11 protein-coding genes are annotated in these 17,559 nt (G+C 65.5%); 5 read left to right on the top strand and 6 right to left on the bottom strand.

What is annotated here, in order from left to right; all coding sequences use genetic code 11:
* Positions 1–140: 140 nt before the first annotated feature.
* The gene (locus EAG14_RS21960; protein WP_121730144.1) at positions 141–4,649 is read left to right on the top strand and encodes an EAL domain-containing protein; all 4,509 of its coding nucleotides are present in this window, start codon (positions 141–143) and stop codon (positions 4,647–4,649) included.
* 1,549 nt (positions 4,650–6,198) lie between these two features.
* Here EAG14_RS21960 and EAG14_RS21955 read toward each other — a convergent pair.
* Entirely contained in the window at positions 6,199–6,771 is a 573-nt protein-coding gene (locus EAG14_RS21955; RefSeq protein WP_121730143.1) for a Spy/CpxP family protein refolding chaperone, read from the bottom strand.
* 367 nt (positions 6,772–7,138) lie between these two features.
* Between EAG14_RS21955 and EAG14_RS21950 the strand changes: the two genes are divergently transcribed.
* Entirely contained in the window at positions 7,139–8,215 is a 1,077-nt protein-coding gene (locus tag EAG14_RS21950) for a recombination-associated protein RdgC (protein ID WP_121730142.1), read from the top strand.
* Positions 8,216–8,288: 73 nt separating this feature from the next.
* On the opposite strand, the gene EAG14_RS21945 is transcribed toward EAG14_RS21950, so the two are convergent.
* The 3 genes from EAG14_RS21945 to EAG14_RS21935 all read right to left on the bottom strand — a co-directional run bounded on the left by EAG14_RS21945 (position 8,289) and on the right by EAG14_RS21935 (position 10,263).
* Complete coding sequence (locus EAG14_RS21945) at positions 8,289–9,419, bottom strand: glycerophosphodiester phosphodiesterase (RefSeq protein WP_121730612.1); 1,131 nt, start codon at positions 9,417–9,419, stop codon at positions 8,289–8,291.
* A 167-nt stretch (positions 9,420–9,586) separates the two neighbouring features.
* The gene (gene cueR / locus EAG14_RS21940) at positions 9,587–10,063 is read right to left on the bottom strand and encodes a Cu(I)-responsive transcriptional regulator (RefSeq protein WP_121730141.1); all 477 of its coding nucleotides are present in this window, start codon (positions 10,061–10,063) and stop codon (positions 9,587–9,589) included.
* A complete protein-coding gene (locus EAG14_RS21935) occupies positions 10,060–10,263 on the bottom strand; it encodes a heavy-metal-associated domain-containing protein (RefSeq protein WP_099657281.1) in 204 nt (67 codons plus the stop codon). The genes cueR and EAG14_RS21935 overlap by 4 nt, the downstream gene beginning before the upstream one ends.
* A 198-nt stretch (positions 10,264–10,461) precedes the next feature.
* On the opposite strand from EAG14_RS21935, the gene EAG14_RS21930 reads away from it, so the two are divergent.
* The 3 genes from EAG14_RS21930 (at position 10,462) to EAG14_RS21920 (ending at position 15,360) form a co-directional block, all read left to right on the top strand.
* On the top strand, positions 10,462–12,801 hold the full coding sequence (locus EAG14_RS21930; RefSeq protein ID WP_121730140.1) for a cation-translocating P-type ATPase: 2,340 nt from the start codon (positions 10,462–10,464) through the stop codon (positions 12,799–12,801).
* Between the two features lie 120 nt (positions 12,802–12,921).
* On the top strand, positions 12,922–14,571 hold the full coding sequence (locus EAG14_RS21925) for a methyl-accepting chemotaxis protein (protein ID WP_121730139.1): 1,650 nt from the start codon (positions 12,922–12,924) through the stop codon (positions 14,569–14,571).
* 201 nt (positions 14,572–14,772) lie between these two features.
* The gene (locus EAG14_RS21920; protein WP_099657284.1) at positions 14,773–15,360 is read left to right on the top strand and encodes a hemerythrin domain-containing protein; all 588 of its coding nucleotides are present in this window, start codon (positions 14,773–14,775) and stop codon (positions 15,358–15,360) included.
* A 152-nt stretch (positions 15,361–15,512) separates the two neighbouring features.
* Here EAG14_RS21920 and EAG14_RS21915 read toward each other — a convergent pair whose 3' ends face one another.
* A complete protein-coding gene (locus EAG14_RS21915) occupies positions 15,513–16,616 on the bottom strand; it encodes an alkene reductase (RefSeq protein WP_099657285.1) in 1,104 nt (367 codons plus the stop codon).
* Positions 16,617–16,881: 265 nt separating this feature from the next.
* Positions 16,882–17,487 carry a glutathione transferase GstA gene (gene gstA, locus EAG14_RS21910; RefSeq protein ID WP_121730138.1) on the bottom strand — a complete coding sequence of 202 codons (606 nt, stop codon included), beginning with the start codon at positions 17,485–17,487 and terminating at the stop codon, positions 16,882–16,884.
* Between the last annotated feature and the right edge of the window lie 72 nt (positions 17,488–17,559).

Below are 17,559 nucleotides of genomic sequence, written 5' to 3'. Positions count from 1 at the left end.
CCCTGTCACAACGGTGTCACGGTGTAGCATTGGCCGCAGCCCACGTTACACCCCACCTCCACCCGTTCCATGCCGGTGACTTTGCCTGACAGCCCCCTGCCTATGCACTGCAACCTCCCGCCAAGGGGGGCCGTGTGAGCATGGCTGGGCCGGTGCTGGCGCCGGCAGAGTCAGCCCGGCTGCAGGCCCTGCAGGCCTATGCCATTTTGGACACCCCGCAAGAGGCGTCCTTCGACCAACTGGCCACCCTGGCCACACGCCTGTGCAATGCACCCATGGCGGTGGTCAACTTTCTGGATGCCGAGCGGCAGTGGTTCAAGGCCTCGGTGGGGGTTCCCCTGCGCGAGACACCGCGCTCCATCGCTTTTTGCGACCACGCACTGCGCACCCCCGAGGTGCCCACCGTGGTGGAAGACGCGACCCAGCACCCGCTGTTTGCCACCAATCCGCTGGTGGTGGGCGAGCCCCATGTCCGGTTTTATGCGTGCATTCCGCTGGTGACGGCCGAAGGCCAGGCCATTGGCACGCTGGCGGTGATGGACACCCGCAGCCGAAGCCTGAGCGCCGAGGCCCTGCAAGCGCTGCAGATGCTGGCGCGCCAGGCCATGGACCAGCTGGAGTTGCGCCGGCAAAAGCACCTGCTGGGCCAGATGCTGCAAGAGCGCGACCAGATGCACGCCACCCTGCGCCTGCAAAGCCAGGCCCTGGAGGCCGCAGGCCGCGTGGCGCGCCTGGGCGGCTGGATTGTGGAGCTACCCAGCCAACAGCTGACCTTATCGCCCGAGATGGCGGCGGCCTTTGGCTTTGCGCAGTCTGCCCCCACGCTGGCGCAGGTGCTGGCAGCCTACACACCGCCCCACCGTGAACGCATGCAGGCCGCATGGCAAGCGTGCATGCAGGCGGGCACGCCCATCAACGCTGTGGCCGAGATGGTGAGCCCCCAAGGCCAGCTGATGTGGGTGCGCACAGCAGGGCAGGCCGTGCGCAATGCCCAGGGAGAGATCCAGCGCATCCAGGGCGCTTTTCAGGATGTGTCTGCACAGCACCAGGCCGAGATGCAGGCCCAGCGCAACGCCCGCCACCATGCTGATCTGCTGCAGGTGCAGCAGCAGATTTCGTCGCTGGACATGGCGCTGCCCGAGGCACTGAAGCTGGTGGCCCACACGGTGCAACAGCAAACCGGTGCGCGTGGCGCGCTGATTGAACTGCTGGAAGACGAACAGCTGGTGGCCAAGGCCTCGGTGGGCGACATGGTGCGGCCCGAGGGCAACCTGCTGTCGGTGCATGACAGCATCTTGTGGCCTGCGCTGCACCAGGGCCGCACCGTGTGGTGCAACGACACCCTGGCCGCAGGCTGGGACATGGCCTCCATGCCCCACCGCTTTGGCGTGCGTTCGGTGATGGCGGCGCCTTTGCGGGCGGGCAACAGCATCGTGGGCTCCTTGAAGGTCACCTCCGACCAGCCCGAGGCCTTTTCGCGCAGCGATGTGGACCGGCTGGAGATACTGACCGAATCCCTGGGCACCACCGTGCAGCTGCGGCATGTGGCCAGCCAGCTGCAGGCCTCGGCCCAGCAGTACCGGCTCATGTTCAATGAGCACCCGCACCCCATGTGGGTGTACGAGCGCGCCAGCATGCGCCTGCTGGCCGTGAACGAAGCAATGCTCTCGCAGTACGGCTACACCGAGGCCGAGATGCTGCAGATGCACCTGCTGGACCTGTGGCCCCCCACCGAGCGTGAAGCCGTGCGCGCAGCGGTGCAGTCGATCAGCCCCGAGCGGCGGCATGTGCCCTCGGTCTGCTGCCAGGTGCGCAAGGACGGCAGCCTGTTCGATGTCGAGATCACCGCAGGCAGCATCAGCTTCAATGGCCTGGCGGCGCGCCAGGTGCTGGCCGTGGACATTACCGAGCGGCTGCAGGCCGAGCGCGAGATTGCCCGCATGGCACGCGCCCAAAAGCTGCTGAGCGCCTGCAACGAAACCCTGGTGCGCGCCACCTCGGAATCGGCCCTGCTGCAGGCCATTTGCCAGATTGCGGTGGACATTGGCGGCTACCGCATGGGCTGGGTGGGCCTGGCACAGGACGACGCGCACAAGACCATTGTCCAGGCGGCCCACGCCGGCCACAGCCAAGGCTACCTGGACAAGCTGCACCTGAGCTGGGACGCCAACAGCCCCAACGGGCAGGGCCCTGCAGGGCGGGCCGTGCGCACCGGCGAGCCGGTGATCGTGCAAGACATCCGCAACAGCGAGGACTTTGGCGACTGGACACAGCGCATGCTGGACAACGGCTTTCACGGCATCATTTGCCTGCCGTTGCGCGAGCGGGGCCGCGCCTTTGGCCTGCTGTACCTGTACGCGCCCGACATCCTGCACATCAGCGCCCAAGAGGTCGCGCTGCTGCAAGAGCTGGCCAACGACCTGGCCTTTGGCATCAACAGCCTGCGCGCGCACCAGGCACAGCAGCGCATGCTGGACTCGGTCATCAAGGTGGCGGCAGCCGTGTCGGCCACCACGGGCACCGAGTTTTTTGTGCAACTGGCGCGCAGCATGGCCGAGGCCCTGGGTGCGCAGGTGGGTTGCCTGATCCGGCTGGTGCAGCAAAGCGATGGGCAACTGCCCAGGGCCGTGAACATGGCCACCGTGATCGATGGGAAGGTGCAGCTGCCTTTTGACCTGCCCATGGACGACACCCCCACCGTGCACCTGCTCACGCAGCGCCAGTACGTGGTGGCCGACCAGGTGCTGCAGCAGTACCCGCGCTCGCCCCTGGGCAGCAAAATCAACGCCCGTGCCTATGCAGGCCAGCAGCTGTGCAGTGCAGACGGGGAGGTGATCGGCGCCATTTTTGTGCTGTTCAGGCAGCCCCTGGCCGACCCGGACTTTGTCACCTCCACCCTGCAGATTTTTGCGGCGCGTGCCTCGGCCGAGATCGAGCGCCAGACGGCAGACGCCCGCATCCGCCACCAGGCTTCGCTGCTGGACAAGGCGCAAGATGCCATCCTGGTGCGCGACCTGGAACACCGCATCATTTACTGGAACAAAAGCGCCGAGCGCATGTACGGCTGGAGCCAGCTGCAGGTGCTGGGCCAGTCGGTGCAGACGCTGCTGTACGAAGACCCCACACCGTTTTTCCGGGCCACCGAGGCCACGATAGAGCATGGCGAATGGACGGGCGAGCTGGTGCAGCAGCACCGCGATGGCCGCACCATCGACGTGGAAGGCCGCTGGACCCTGGTGCGCGGTGAAGACGGGCGACCGCAGTCCATCCTGGCCATCAACACCGACATCACCCTGCGCAAGGCCACCGAGCGCGAGATCCAGCGCCTGGCCTTCTACGACCCGCTCACCAACCTGCCCAACCGCATGCTGCTGATGGACCGCATGCACCAGGCCCTGGTGGCGGCCCGGCGCCACCAGCAGGGCGGGGCGCTGCTGTTCATCGACTTGGACAATTTCAAGCAGCTCAATGACACCCTGGGCCACGACCAGGGCGACCTGCTGCTGCAGCAAGTGGCCAAGCGGCTGAGCCTGTGCGTGCGCAGCGTGGACACCGTGGCACGGCTGGGGGGCGACGAGTTTGTGGTGATGCTGGAAGAGCTGAACCCCGCGGGCGACGACCTGGTGCTGCAGGCACGCGGCGTGGGCGAAAAAATCCTGGCCATGCTGTCCATGCCCTACCCGCTGCAGGGCTACCAGTACCGCAGCACGCCCAGCATTGGCATCGCGCCGTTCACCGGCGTGGCCTCCACCACCGTGGGCGAGTTGCTCAAGCAGGCCGACTTGGCCATGTACCAGGCCAAGACCGCCGGGCGCAACACCTTGCGGTTTTTTGACCCGCAGATGCAGGCCGTGGTGACGGCGCGCGCCGCCCTGGAGGCCGACCTGCGCGTGGCCCTGGCGCAAGACGAATTTTTGCTGCACTACCAGCCCCAGGTGCGCCAGACCGGCGAAATCGCCGGGGTGGAGGCACTGCTGCGCTGGAAGCATGCACAGCGCGGCATGGTGCCGCCGTCGGACTTCATCGCCCTGGCCGAGGAAACCGGCCTCATCCTGCCCCTGGGTCGCTGGGTGCTGCACCACGCCTGCAAGCTGCTGGCCAGCTGGCAGGACGACCCGCTGCGCCGCGACCTGACCATGGCCGTGAACGTCAGCTCCAGCCAGTTCCGCAACGCCAGTTTTGTGGACGACGTGGCGCGGGTGCTGGCCATCACCGGGGCGCCTTCGGGCCAGCTCAAGCTGGAGCTGACCGAAAGCCTGCTGGTGGAAGACATGGAAACCACCATCGCCACCATGATGGCGCTGCGCGCCTACGGCGTGGGCTTTTCGCTGGACGACTTTGGCACCGGCTACTCGTCGCTCAGCTACCTCAAGCGCATGCCGCTGGACCAGCTCAAGATCGACCAGAGCTTTGTGCGCGACCTGCTGACCGACCCCAACGACGCCGCCATCGTGGACACCATCATCGGACTGTCGCGCAGCCTGGGGCTGGAAGTGATCGCTGAAGGCGTGGAAACCACCGAGCAGCGCGCCCTGCTGGCACGGGCGGGGTGCGAGCTGTACCAGGGCTATTTGTTCAGCAAGGCGCTGCCCGAGCCTGAGCTGGACGCCTTCTTGAGCGCCAGCCCACAAAGCCATCCACAGGGCTAAAAGCCTGTTTGCCACGTCCCAGGGGCCGCACAGCGGTCTTTGTGCGGCAGATTCGGCCCTGCCTCGCACCGAATCTGCCAGCGCCCCCACAGCAGGCGCTACAGGCCTGGCAACGCGCCAAGGCCACCCCCCCTCATGCCCTACACCTCCACAGGCGCTGCAAACGCTTCTGAGGGCCTTTGGAGCGGCGAACACAACCCCACTTGGCCTCGTTGTCCCGTCTTGTCGTGCGGCTTGGTCGTTTTCGCCGCGCCTGGAACGTCTGACCTTTTCGCATTGCAAGCCCGCATCGCAAGTTCCACACCCTGTTCACCAGGGGATGCATTCACTCCAGGTTTTGCTTTCGCCCTCGTCTTTGCTGAAACCCAAGGGGACTTGCCCGGCCCCGGAGTTGTTCTTCTGTCTTCTTCTTAATTTCTTTATAAATACATAGTCGTAGTAGTAGAGCCCGGTGTTTTGTGTGGACAACTGCTTTTTTCCGTTGGCTGGCAAGCACTTGCGGCGTGGCAAACCCTGTGCGCCACCCGGTGTTTGTGCTGTCACGCCAACGGGGACAAACTGAGCGCATCGCCATTTGCTGTGGATAAGCAGGCACTTGTGCCAAAGCTATCCCCAGTCTTATGCAACGCCCTCTGTTTGAAAGGCGTTTTGTACAAAAAATGCCTCTAGCGCCCGCTCTATAAGCGCTAGCAGCTCATTTTTCAATAGCAAACCCCACACAAGCTGGCGTGGAGGGGGATGTATCCCAGGCGCAGATGCTTGGCCGTCAGCCCACGCAATCCCTGCTCACAACCTGCTCAAGGTCTTTGAAAGGCCGCATCAGGGGCCTTGGCGGGCGCCCGGCCAGGGGATGGGCTGCCCGGGCCTTGCTGCGCCCCTTCCACAGGCTTTGAGGCCCGGCATGGCGCCTGTGCCACCGTTTTGGCAGGCCAGGGGACCTGAAGAGCGGTTTGCTCCGCCCACCCCAGCCCCACCCCCAGCCCTTTGGCCTGATTTGCAGCCTGCCGAGCCTGCAGAGGGTTTGCGAAGGCTGTAACTGGCGGCGGAACATGGCCTTCGTTTTTCCAAAGTCCACTTTGGTGGCAAGCACCTTGCCATCCCCACCCGGTTTTGGCATCCGCGGCACCGGTTTGGGGCCCCAAGGATGTTCTTGGGTTGTTCTTTTAAAGTCTTATAGATAAATAGCAGTAGTAATAGAGCAAGCCCTTTTTTGTGGACAACTGCTTTTTCATCAATGCTGACAGCCACTTGCAGCGCAGACAACCCTGTGCCCCGGCCTGTATGGTTGGCATGCCTGACAGACAACAACTTTGGCGAAGCGGCTTTTTGTGTGGACAACCCCCCAGTTGCTCCTGAAAAAGCCACAGCGTTGTCCACAGGCGCTCAGGCCTGCCTGGCGAACCCAAGGTATGTCCTGCCTAACTCCCTGCGGTCGGTGATAGCGCGGGTTATGCAGGGCATCCCTAGAGACCGGGCATGAAAAAACCCGCCCTCCTTGCGGAGGGCGGGTTTTCAAGATGGGTTCCGATCGCCCGACAGGGCGGCCAGATCAGCGGGCGGGGCGGTCGTCTGGGCCGCCGCGTTTGCCGTGGTCGGGCCCGCCGTGGGGGCCGCCATGGCGCATGCCAGGGCCGGCGTGGCGGGCTTCGGTGTCAAAGGTCTTTTGCTGCTCTGGCGTCAGTGCGGTGTAGAACTTTTTGACCGCCTCGTCGCGGCGCTCGGCCTGGGCGGTGTGTTGGGCACGCAGCTCGCGCATGCGGTCGATGCGCTCGGGGGTGGTGAGCTTGTCCAGTTCCTTGGGGTCGGGGCGGGCAGGACGCTCGCCCGGCTGCATGGCACTGGTGAAGGTCGTCCAGGCGCTTTCCTGGGCGGCGGTCAGTTTCAGCTTTTCCTTGAGTGCGGCCTGGCGCTTGGCCATGTGCTCTTCGTGGCGCTTTTGCATGTCGGGGCCACCGGGGCGGCGGGCGGGGGCGTCTGCTGCTTTGGTGGTGGCAGCGGGTGGGGGCGGAGGGGTTTGTGCCAAGGCGGGCAGGGCCAGGGCGGCCAGGAAGGCGGCGGTGGCTGCGCTGGTGGCGGTGTGGGCGATGAAGCGGCGGGTGGCGTTACGGGTTGAGAAGGCCATGGTGTCAGTCCTTTCACATCGGTGAATTGGTCCACCGCAACGACCGTTGCAGCGGTTGAATGCAGTGTGCGCCGCCCATGTATCGCGCCCGTGAGGGCGATTGAAGGCTTTGTAAAGTTGTGACAACCAACGGTTCGCTGCCGGTGGCCATGGGTTATGCACAGCTTGTTCTCACCCCAATTCCAATCAAATATGCCGCTAGCGCAATACCTATAAGCGCTAGAAGCTATTAAATAGATAGCAAACGCTGGCACTGCACTGCAGCCCGCGTTGCGCTGTGTTGCAACCCGTGGGCTTGGCTTGCTCTGGCATGGGGCTGGCAGCGCGGACAATCACCCCCGTCAGACCAACGAAGCGAAGGATTTCCGTGTTCAAGAACTTGATCGTGTACCGCATTGCACCCGGCTGGCAGGCGGATTTGACGCAGGTGGAAGAGGCGTTGGCCAAGTCGCCCTTTATGGAGTGCGGTGCCACCCAGGAGCAGTCGCTGGGCTGGGTGCCCCCGCGCGGCGATCAGCACGGCGCGATGGCCGAGTCGGTGGGCGGGCAGTGGATCTTGCGCTTCATGGTCGAGTCCAAGGTGCTGCCCGGCTCGGTGCTCAACCGCAAGGTCAAAGAAAAAGCCGCCCGCATCGAGCAAGAAACCGGCCGCAAGCCCGGCAAGAAGGAAAGCAAGGAACTCAAGGACGAGGCCAAGCTGGATTTGCTGCCCATGGCCTTCACCAAGCAGGGCAGCATGTGGGTGTGGATCGACACCGAGTCGCGCCTGCTGGTGCTGGACACGGGCAGCCAGGGCCGCGCCGATGAGGTGGTGAGCCTGCTGGTCGAGTCGCTGCCGGGCCTGTCGGTGTCGCTGCTCAACACGCAAACCAGCCCGCAGGCCGCCATGGCGCACTGGCTGCTGGAGCAGGAGCCGCCCGTGGGCTTCAGCATCGACCGCGAGTGCGAACTCAAAAGCGCCGACGAAGCCAAGGCCGTGGTGCGCTATGCGCGCCACCCGCTCGACATTGACGAAGTGCAGCAGCACATCCAGCAAGGCAAGCTGCCCACCAAGCTGGCCTTGACCTGGGACGACCGCGTCTCGTTCATGCTGACCGAGGGGCTGCAGGTGCGCAAGCTGTCGTTCCTGGACACGGTGTTTGAAGGCACCAAGGCCGACGATGGCGGCTTTGACACCGACGTGGCCATTGCCACGGGCGAGCTGGTCAAGTTGATTCCCGACCTGATCGAAGCCCTGGGCGGCGAGGCCGAAAGCGGCGTGGCCAGCGCGGCCGAAGCCATTGCGGCGGGTGGGGCTGGCAGTGCCGGGGTTGCCGCCCCCGTCGCAGCGCCTGCTGCCCTGCGCCCTCAGCCTTCGGCCCCGGCCCGCAAGTCGGGCGGCGGCGTGGTCACCGGCCCGGCCACGGCGCCGGTGGATACCGATCCGGAATCTGCGCCGTTCTGAGCGCTGAGCGCTGCCAAAGGTCCTAAAAAAATGCCGAGGCTGACCTCGGCATTTTTTCTTTGCAGGCCTGCGCTTACTTCAGGCTGTCCACCGCCAGCCGGCCCACGCTCGAGTCGTCGGTGAAGAAGCCATCCACCCCGGCCTTGAGGAACACCTGGATCTCGCCCACGCTGTCGCCGCGCACCGTGTTGTCGGTGGTGGGCGCCTTTTTGTAGGCGGCGGGCAAGAAGGCGTTTTCGGGCCGCAGTGTCCAGATGTGCACCGCCAGGTTCAGCGCGTGCGCGTCCTTCACCAGCGCGGTGGGCGTGCCCAGGGCGCCGTCTTTCACGGGGATGACAAGGTCCTTGTGCGCACCCACCACATCGGCGTAGGTGGCAATCTCTTTGAGGCCCGCCGCCGTGGCCATGTCGGCGTAGGTCTGGGTGTTGCCCGCCGCCGCAAAGTCGTAGGGGCGGCCGCTGCTCGACAGCAGCTGCACCAGGCGCACCGAGCTTTGCTTGCGCAGTGCCTTGAGGTTGGCCACTTCAAACGACTGCACGTACACCGGGGCGTCCTTGCTGTTCCAGCCGTTCTTCGCCAGCACGGCCAACAGTGCGGGCTCCAGCGGCTTGCCGATGGACTGGAAGAAGCTCGGGTGCTTGGTCTCTGGGATGACGCCAATGGTGCGGCCCTTGGCCGCAGACTGTGCCTTGGCCAGGTCGATCACTTCCTGCAGCGTGGGCACCTCGAACTGCCCGTTGTAAGCCACGTTGGCTGGGCGGATCGCCGGAATGCGCTCGCGCGCACGCAGCGTCTTGAGCTCGGCCAGGGTGAAGTCCTCCACAAACCAGCCGGTGATGGCGGTGCCGTCAATGGTCTTGGTGGTCTTGCGCGCCGCAAACTCAGGCCGGTCCACCACATCGGTGGTGGCCTCACGCACGCTGCCATCGGCGTTGAGGATGGCAATCGCGTTCTCGTGCCGCGCCACCAACACTCCGTCTTGGGTGATGACCAGATCGGGCTCGATCAGGTTGGCGCCATCGTCAATCGCCTTTTGGTACGCCGCCAGCGTGTGCTCTGGCCGCAGCGCCGAAGCCCCCCGGTGCGCAATCACCGTGGGCACGGGCGGCCAGGCCGGGGTGTCGCTGCCGCCGCAGGCCATGGTCATGGTCATGGTCATGACCAGCGTGGCCGCCAGGGCCAGCAGGGTTTTGTGAACTTGCATGCGCTTCTCCTCATTTTTTGTGAAACGGGCCATGCTGCAGCGGTTGTGTGAAAGGGGCGTGACCACGCCGCAGTGCTTTGAATGGTTTTGGGCTCTAGGGCTCATATAGAAAGCGCTAGTAGCTACGAATTTTATAGCAATTCAATGAAATGCAATGCAAATCAGCGCTACAGCATGCCAACGGGCGGGCTCGTGGCCCCCAGCCCCGCGCTCGCCAGGTCGTCCAGGATGGGGCAGTCGGGCCGGTCGTCGCCGTGGCAGCAGCCCACCAGGGTTTGCAGGGTGCGCTGCATGGCCTGCATGGCGGCGATGCGGTCGGTGAGCTGGGCGATGTGGGTTTGGGCAATGCGCTTGACCTGGGCGCTGCTGCGGCTGCGGTCTTGCCATAGGGCGAGCAGGGCGGTGATTTCTTCGATGGAGAAGCCCAGATCGCGGGCGCGGCGGATGAAGTGCAGGGTGTGCACATCGGCCTCGGTGTATTGGCGGTAACCGCTTTCGGTGCGGGCCACGCCTTGCAACAGGCCCAGCGATTCGTAGTGGCGCACCATGCGGGCCGACACGCCCGCTAGCCGTGCGGCTTCGCTGATGGGCACGGGCCAGGCGGGTGGCGCGGTGGGGACCCGCCGGGCGGTGGGGGTGGTCATGCGGCGACTGGGTAGCCTTCTTCCGCAATGGCGGCGGCCAGGGGTTCGCGTGCGGCGGTGGTTTGCACCTGCACTTGGCCGCTGGCGCGGTCGATCTGCACGGTGGCAGCAGGGTCGACTTGCTGGATGGCCTGAGTCACGGCGCGTTCGCAGTGGCCGCAGGTCATGCCTTGGACTTGGAAGGTTTGGGTGGTGGGCATGGCGTGCTCCTGGGTAAACGTGAAATGGGGATGAAAGGGGTGAAACGGTGTGGAACCGATCTGGGCGCCATCATGAACCTTCACATGGTGGCAGGGTCAAGCGGTTGTTTTGCCTGGGTCGAAAAAAGGGTTGAAAAAGAGGGTTGATATGGCGCAAGCCTTGACCTTCACATGGCGTCAAGGATTACTGTCTGACCTATGACGACCTCCAACCCCACCCCATCCTCCACCCCACCTTCTGTTTCCTCCCCTGCGGCCGAAGCCGCCCTGTCGCTGGACCTGGGCATTGGCGGCATGACCTGCGCGAGCTGCGTGGGCCGTGTGGAGCGGGCGCTGCGCAAGGTGCCCGGCGTGCAAGATGCCACCGTGAACCTGGCCACAGAGTCAGCCCGTGTCTCTTTTGCTGCCGCTGAGGCAGCGGCCATGGAGGCCCAGCTGCGCCGCGCTGTGCGCAATGCGGGTTACGAGCCGCGCGCGGCCGATGCGGGTGACGGGCCTGAGGATGCATCGCCCTGGGCGGGGTTTTTGCCCGTGGCGGTGGGGCTGGCGCTGTCGGCCCCACTGGTGCTGCCCATGTTGGGCGACTTGTTTGGCCAGCACTGGATGCTGCCCGCCTGGGTGCAGTTTGCGCTGGCCACGCCGGTGCAGTTCATCCTGGGCGCACGCTTTTACAAGGCGGGCTGGGCAGCGGCCAAGGCGCTGAGCGGCAACATGGATTTGCTGGTGGCGGTGGGCACCAGCGCGGGCTGGGGCCTGTCGATGTGGCTGTGGCTGACGGCGCCGACCGATCACCCCGGGCATGTTCCGCATCTGTACTTTGAGGCCTCGGCCGTGGTGGTCACGCTGGTGCTGCTGGGCAAATGGCTGGAGGCCCGCGCCAAGCGGCAGACCACCGCCGCCATCCGCGCGCTGCATGCCCTGCGGCCGGATGTGGTGCATTTGCTGTCTAAAACCGGCGAGGTGGATGTGCCTGTGGCCGAGGTGCTGGTGGGCGACCGGCTGGTGGTGCGCCCCGGCGAGCGCATTCCGGCCGATGGCGTGGTGGCCGAGGGGCAGACGCAGGTGGACGAATCGATGCTGACCGGCGAGCCCTTGCCCGTGGCACGCGAAGTGGGCGGGCGGCTGACGGGCGGCTCCATCAACGGCGAAGGCCGGGTGGTGATGCAGGTGCAGGCCGTGGGGGCCGAGACGGTGCTGGCAAAAATCATCCGCCTGGTGGAAGACGCCCAGGCCGCCAAAGCGCCGCTGCAGCGGCTGGTGGACAAGGTATCGGCCGTGTTTGTGCCCGTGGTGCTGGGGCTGGCGCTGATCACCTTGCTGGGCTGGCTGGTGGCAGGCGCAGGGGCCGAGGTGGCCCTGATCCACGCCGTGGCGGTGCTGGTGATTGCCTGCCCCTGTGCGCTGGGGCTGGCGACCCCGGCGGCCATCATGGCGGGCACGGGTGTGGCCGCGCAGCACGGCATCTTGATCAAGGACGTACAGGCCCTGGAGGTGGCGCACCAGGTGGACACCGTGGCCTTTGACAAGACCGGCACGCTGACGGTGGGCCAGCCCCGCCTGGTGGCGCTGGAATTGGCCCCGGGCGCTGATGAAACCACCGTGCTGGCCGCCGTGGCCGGGGTGCAAGGTGGCAGTGAACACCCCCTGGCCCGTGCCGTGGTGGCCGCTGCCCAGCAGCGTGGCGTGGCAGCGGCTGCGGCCGACAGCGTGCAGGCGGTGCGGGCCGTGCCCGGGCGCGGCACCGAGGGCACGGTGGCCGGGCTGGTCTGGCGCATTGGCAGCCTGCGCTGGATGCAGGAGCTGGGTGCGGCACTGCCTGCGCAGCGGCAGGGGGATTGCGCAGGCTTGTTGCAACGTGCCCAGGCCTTGCAGGCCGAGGGCTACACCGTGTCGGCCGTGGCCACAGACGCGCCCCAAGGCCCGCAGGTGCTGGCCCTGCTGGCCTTTGGCGACGAGCCCAAGCCCGGCGCCCGCGAGGCGCTGGCGGCGCTGAAGGCGCGGGGCATTCGCACGGTGATGATTTCGGGCGACAACCGGGGCGCGGCCGAGGCCATGGCCCGCCGCCTGGGGCTGGACCCTGCGGCCGGCGAAGTGATGGCCGAGGTGCTTCCGGGCGACAAGGCGCAGCAGATACGGCTGTTGCAGCAGGGCAACGTCGCAGATGTAAAAACCGCCGGGGCCAGCGCCCCACGGCGCCACATTGTGGCGATGGTAGGAGACGGCGTTAACGATGCCCCCGCACTGGCCGCTGCGGACGTGGGCATGGCCATGGGCAATGGCACCGATGTGGCCATGCACGCGGCGGGCATCACGCTGATGCGGGGCGACCCGATGCTGGTGGCTGCGGCGCTCGACATCTCCCACCGCACGGTGCGCAAGATCCGCCAGAACCTGTTTTGGGCCTTTGCGTACAACGTGGCGGGCATTCCGCTGGCGGCGCTGGGCTACCTCAGCCCCGTGGTGGCGGGGGCGGCCATGGCCCTCAGTTCGGTGAGCGTGATGGCAAATGCCCTGCTACTCAAACGCTGGCGCATGTGATAAACCACATGGCCGAGGTCTGCGATGTCTGGCAAACTGCAACAAATAGTTTCAGAAAAGTAAACTAAAAAATTGGCAGCGTCGGCTCTGTTGGCGTATCTCTCTTGAGGAAGACAAATCATGAATCTCTTTTCGCTCATGCGGCTGTTCACCATCCGTTTCCGCATGCTGGGCGCCATTGGCGTGGTGTTGGGCTTGCTGGGGTTGCTGGGCGGTGCGGGCATGTTGGGCATGTTCCGCATCTACTCCATGAGCGAGGATTTCATGCACAACTCCTTCAAGGAGGTGTCTTACATGGCCCAGCTGCGTGGCGAGATGGGGGCCATTCGCCAGTACGAAAAGGACATGATCATTGGCTACGAGAAGCCCGAGGCAGTGAAGGCCGCCTATGCCAAGTGGCTGGACAGCCAGGAGAAGGCCAAAAAAGTGGCCAGCCAGTTCCTGGAAGGTCCAGAGGATGTGGACAACCCGGTGGTGCGCGACATCATCAAAAAGCTGGACAGCTACAAGGAGGCGTTTGCCCATGTGGCGCGGCAACTGGAGGCCGGTGGCTACGACACCGCCACCATCGCCAACCGCATGAGCGGCAAGGCCGTGGCTGAATTCTCTGAGGCCGACAAGCTGATGGGCCAGCTCGATGAGGTGCTGCGCAGCGAGGTGCAAAAGTCGGTGGCCGAGCAACAGAGCGTCTCCGAGCAAACGAAGTGGCTGTTTGCCTTGGCAGTGATCATCACGGTGGTGGTGGTGGTGCCGCTCACTTTGCTGAACATGCATTCCATCTGCAAGCCGTTGGACGAGGCCCAGCGCGTGGCCAAGGCGATTGCGGGGGGCGACTTGTCGCAGTCCATTCGTGCCGAAGGGCGCGATGAAGTGGCCGACCTGCTGCGCGCCCTGTCCGACATGCAACAGGGCCTGGGCACGCTGGTGGCGCAGGTGCGCGATGCCAGTGGCAACATCGCCACGGCCAGCCAAGAGATTGCCACGGGCAACCAGGACCTGTCGCACCGCACCGAGCAAACGGCCAGCAACGCCCAGGCGGCGGTAAGTTCGCTGTCGCAAATCACGGCTACGGTGCAGCAGACGGCGTCTTCTTCGCAGATGGCCAACCAGCTGGCGGCCTCTGCATCCAGCACGGCCACGCGGGGTGGCTCGGTGGTGGAGCAGGCGGTGTCCAGCATGCACGAGATCTCGGCCTCCAGCCGCAAGATCGGCGACATCATCGGCCTGATCGATTCGATTGCCTTCCAGACCAACATCCTGGCGCTGAACGCGGCCGTAGAAGCCGCCCGTGCGGGCGAGCAAGGCCGTGGCTTTGCCGTGGTGGCCAGCGAAGTGCGCAGCCTGGCCCAGCGCTCGGCCGCTGCGGCCAGCGACATCAAGGTGCTGATCCAGAGCAGCGTGACCGCCGTGAACGGCGGCGTGCGCCATGTGGAAGACGCGGGCACGGCCATGAAGGACATCGTGAGCAGCGTGCAGCGCGTGGGCGACATCATTGGCGAGATCACGGCAGCGGCTTCCGAGCAGTCTGCGGGCATCGGCCAGGTGAACCAGTCGGTGGGTGAGATCGACCGCATGACGCAGCAAAACGCAGCGCTGGTGGAAGAGTCTGCTGCCGCCGCCGAGTCCCTGCGTGAGCAAGCTGCGCGCTTGTCGCAGGTGGTGCAGCAGTTCCGCCTGTCGGCATCCATGGACCACCATCAGCACGCCGCCGTGGCAGCCCCGCAGGGCTTGTCTGCGCCCCGCTCGGGCCCCCGCGCTTTGCTGGGCTGATGGGTGGACTGGCGGGCACCCGGTGCGTGGGCCCGCCACCTTGCTGCAAACCCCCACCCGTTGGGGTTTTGCTTTTTTGGGCCCCGTTTTGTGCGCTGCAGGGCCCCATGCCTGGGCATTTGTTGACCTGTGTCACGCAGGGGCTGGCGGGGCCGTGGCACTCTCGCCCGATTCGTCTACCCGCCCCCCGGTGCTTGCCCTATGCCTCCCGTCAGTTTGCAGATCATCCGTGAAGAACATGCGTCGCTCGCTGCGGTGCTGCATTCGCTGAGGCTGCTGATGGACCAAGGCCCGGGGGACAACCCCGCCACGTTCTTTGACGTGGCGCGGGCCATGCTGTTCTACATCGACGAGTTTCCTGAACGCCAGCACCACCCCAAAGAGACGCAGTGCCTCTTCCCCCGGGTGGCCCTGTGTGCGCCCCATGTGGCTGAGGTGATTGCGCGGCTGGACCAGGAGCACGATGGCGGCGAGGCGGCGGTGCGGGAGCTGCAGCACCTGCTGCTGGGCTGGGAGCTGATGGGTGAGGGGCGGCGCGAGGCGTTTGTGCAGGCCCTGGGGCGCTATATCGACTTTTACCTGGAGCACATGCGCCTGGAAGAGACGCTGGTGCTGCCTGCGGCACAGGCGCATTTGAGCGATGAGGACTGGGCCGCTGTGGATGCCGCGTTTGCCACCAACACCAACCCCCTCACCCACGGCCGCCCGCGCGACCCGGCGTATGACCGTCTGTTCACCCGCATCGTGATGCGGGCCCCCAGCCCGATAGGATTAGGTTCACCCCCCTGAGCGGCTTCGCCGCTTCCCCCCGCTCTCGCTTCGCGGGCAGGGGGACGTCGCCAGCGCGGCGGGACGGCCCTTGCGCGGCGACCCTGGCTTGGGCTGCGCCAGTTTCATTCAGCGTGTGTGAAACTCCGCAGCTCTTGCTTTGGTCCGCTGCCTTAGGCGTTCAGCGCAGGGTAGTCCGTATACCCCTCAGCCCCGCCGCCATACAGCGTGGCACGGTTGAGTTCGTTGAGCGGCGCGTTTTGCTGCAGGCGTTGCACCAGGTCGGGGTTGGCGATGAACGGGCGGCCAAAGGCCACGATGTCGGCGCCTTGGGCCAGTGCCGATTCGGCCAGTGCCCGGTCGTAGGCGTTGTTCACCATCCAGGCGCCCTTGCCGCCAGCGGTGCGGTAGGCGGTGCGCATTTCGTCGTAGCTGAAGGGGCGGTCTGCCAGCTCGCGGGGGCCGCCGGTTGAGCCTTCGATCACGTGGATGAAGGCCAGGCCCAGCTTGGCCAGCTCGCACGCCACGTAGTCAAACAGCAGTTGCGGGTTTTCGTCCACGATGTCGTTGGCGGGGGTGACGGGCGAGAGGCGGATGCCGGTGCGCCCGCCGCCGATTTCGTCCACGATGGCGCGTGTCACCTCAAGCAGCAGGCGGGCGCGGTTTTTGATGCTGCCGCCGTAGTCGTCGGTGCGCTGGTTGGCGCCGGTCTTGAGGAATTGGTCGATGAGGTAGCCGTTGGCCGCGTGGATTTCCACGCCATCAAAGCCGGCGGCAATGGCGTTGCGCGCGGCGTGGCGGTAGTCCTGCACGATGCCGGGCAGCTCTTGCGCATCCAGCGCGCGGGGCTCGGATGTTTCAGTGAACGTGGGCACGCCGTCTTTGATGAGCACCGTCTTGGCATGGGCGCGGATGGCCGATGGCGCCACGGGCTGGGCGTTGCCGGGCTGCAGCGAGGTGTGAGAGATGCGGCCCACATGCCACAGCTGCACCACGATCTTGCCGCCCGCCTGGTGCACGGCGCGGGTCACCTTCTTCCAGCCGTCCAGTTGCTCGGTGCCGTACAGGCCCGGCACGTCGGCATAGCCCTGGCCCTGGGGGCTGATGGCGGTGGCCTCAGAGATGATCAGGCCCGCGCTGGCGCGCTGCGCGTAGTAGGTGGCGACCAGATCGGTGGGAATGGCCTCGGGCGAGCGGTTGCGGGTGAGGGGGGCCATGGCAATGCGGTTGGCCAGGGCGATGTCACCGGCTTGGGTGGGTTCGAACAGGGAAGTCATGGACGCGCTTTCCGCAATCTAGATTGCACTCAGTGGATAACGGCCTCAAGCGTACTGCTGCTGGCCCCAACGTGCAGGCCGGATGCATCAACAAGGGCTCTCTTTTTGTGATAACCGCAGGGCTTGGAGGGCGCGCACACAGTGGCGTTTCACGTGGAACCTTGCAGTGCGGGGGCGCTGCTGCGCTGGTGGGCAGGCCCATGAAAAAAGCGCAGCCTCTTTGCAAAGGTCTGCGCTGTTTGGGTCCCGTTCAGGGGGCTGCCGCTTACTTGAGCAGGCCTTCCGCCTTCAAGGCGGCTTGCACGCCTGGGCGTGCTTCCATGCGCTGTTTGAAGGCTTGCAGGTTTGCCAGGCCCGAGGTGTCCACGCCCACAAACTGGCCCCAGCGCGAGACGGTGTACAGGTAGCCGTCGGCCACGCTGAAGCTGCCCAGCAGGTAGTCCTTGCCTGCCAGTTGCTTGTCGACCCATGCAAAGCGGCTTTGCAGGCGTTCGCGCACGATGGGCTTGTACTCTTCGGGCGTGTTGGGGGCAAACAGTGGGCTGTGGCCCTTGTGCAGCTCGGTACCGATGAAGGTCAGCCACTCTTGCAGGCGGTAGCGCTCCATGGTGCCGTGGGCAGGGGCCAGGCCCTTGCTGGGCACCTGGTCGGCCACGTACTGCACGATGGCGGGGCCTTCGCGCAGGCGCTCGCCGTTGTCCAGCTCCAGCACGGGCACGTAGCCCAGTTCGTTGATGGTGTAGAAGTCGGTGCCGTCTTGCAGCTTGTGCGTCTTGGTGCTGGCCAGCACGGCGTCAAACGCCAAGCCCGCTTCGTGCAAAGCGATGTGGGGCGACAGCGAGCAGGCGCCGGGGGAGTAGTACAGCTTCATGGGCTTGTGTCCTCTGGTCAAAAAATCACGAGGTGCACATCGTATGCGTTGGCGCAGCGTTGTGCGTAGGGG

It is taken from the genome of Acidovorax sp. 1608163 (genome assembly GCF_003669015.1).
GTDB lineage: Bacteria > Pseudomonadota > Gammaproteobacteria > Burkholderiales > Burkholderiaceae_C > Acidovorax.
This window is presented reverse-complemented; position numbering and strand designations above follow the sequence as displayed.

What these genes read in the sequence shown, in the direction of transcription:
- EAG14_RS21960 (WP_121730144.1), top strand. Translation starts at nt 141, where the DNA reads ATGGCTGGGCCGGTGCTGGCGCCGGCAGAGTCAGCCCGGCTGCAGGCC.
- EAG14_RS21955 (WP_121730143.1), bottom strand. Translation starts at nt 6,771, where the DNA reads ATGGCCTTCTCAACCCGTAACGCCACCCGCCGCTTCATCGCCCACACC.
- EAG14_RS21945 (WP_121730612.1), bottom strand. Translation starts at nt 9,419, where the DNA reads ATGCAAGTTCACAAAACCCTGCTGGCCCTGGCGGCCACGCTGGTCATG.
- cueR (WP_121730141.1), bottom strand. Translation starts at nt 10,063, where the DNA reads ATGACCACCCCCACCGCCCGGCGGGTCCCCACCGCGCCACCCGCCTGG.
- EAG14_RS21935 (WP_099657281.1), bottom strand. Translation starts at nt 10,263, where the DNA reads ATGCCCACCACCCAAACCTTCCAAGTCCAAGGCATGACCTGCGGCCAC.
- EAG14_RS21930 (WP_121730140.1), top strand. Translation starts at nt 10,462, where the DNA reads ATGACGACCTCCAACCCCACCCCATCCTCCACCCCACCTTCTGTTTCC.
- EAG14_RS21925 (WP_121730139.1), top strand. Translation starts at nt 12,922, where the DNA reads ATGAATCTCTTTTCGCTCATGCGGCTGTTCACCATCCGTTTCCGCATG.
- EAG14_RS21920 (WP_099657284.1), top strand. Translation starts at nt 14,773, where the DNA reads ATGCCTCCCGTCAGTTTGCAGATCATCCGTGAAGAACATGCGTCGCTC.
- EAG14_RS21915 (WP_099657285.1), bottom strand. Translation starts at nt 16,616, where the DNA reads ATGACTTCCCTGTTCGAACCCACCCAAGCCGGTGACATCGCCCTGGCC.
- gstA (WP_121730138.1), bottom strand. Translation starts at nt 17,487, where the DNA reads ATGAAGCTGTACTACTCCCCCGGCGCCTGCTCGCTGTCGCCCCACATC.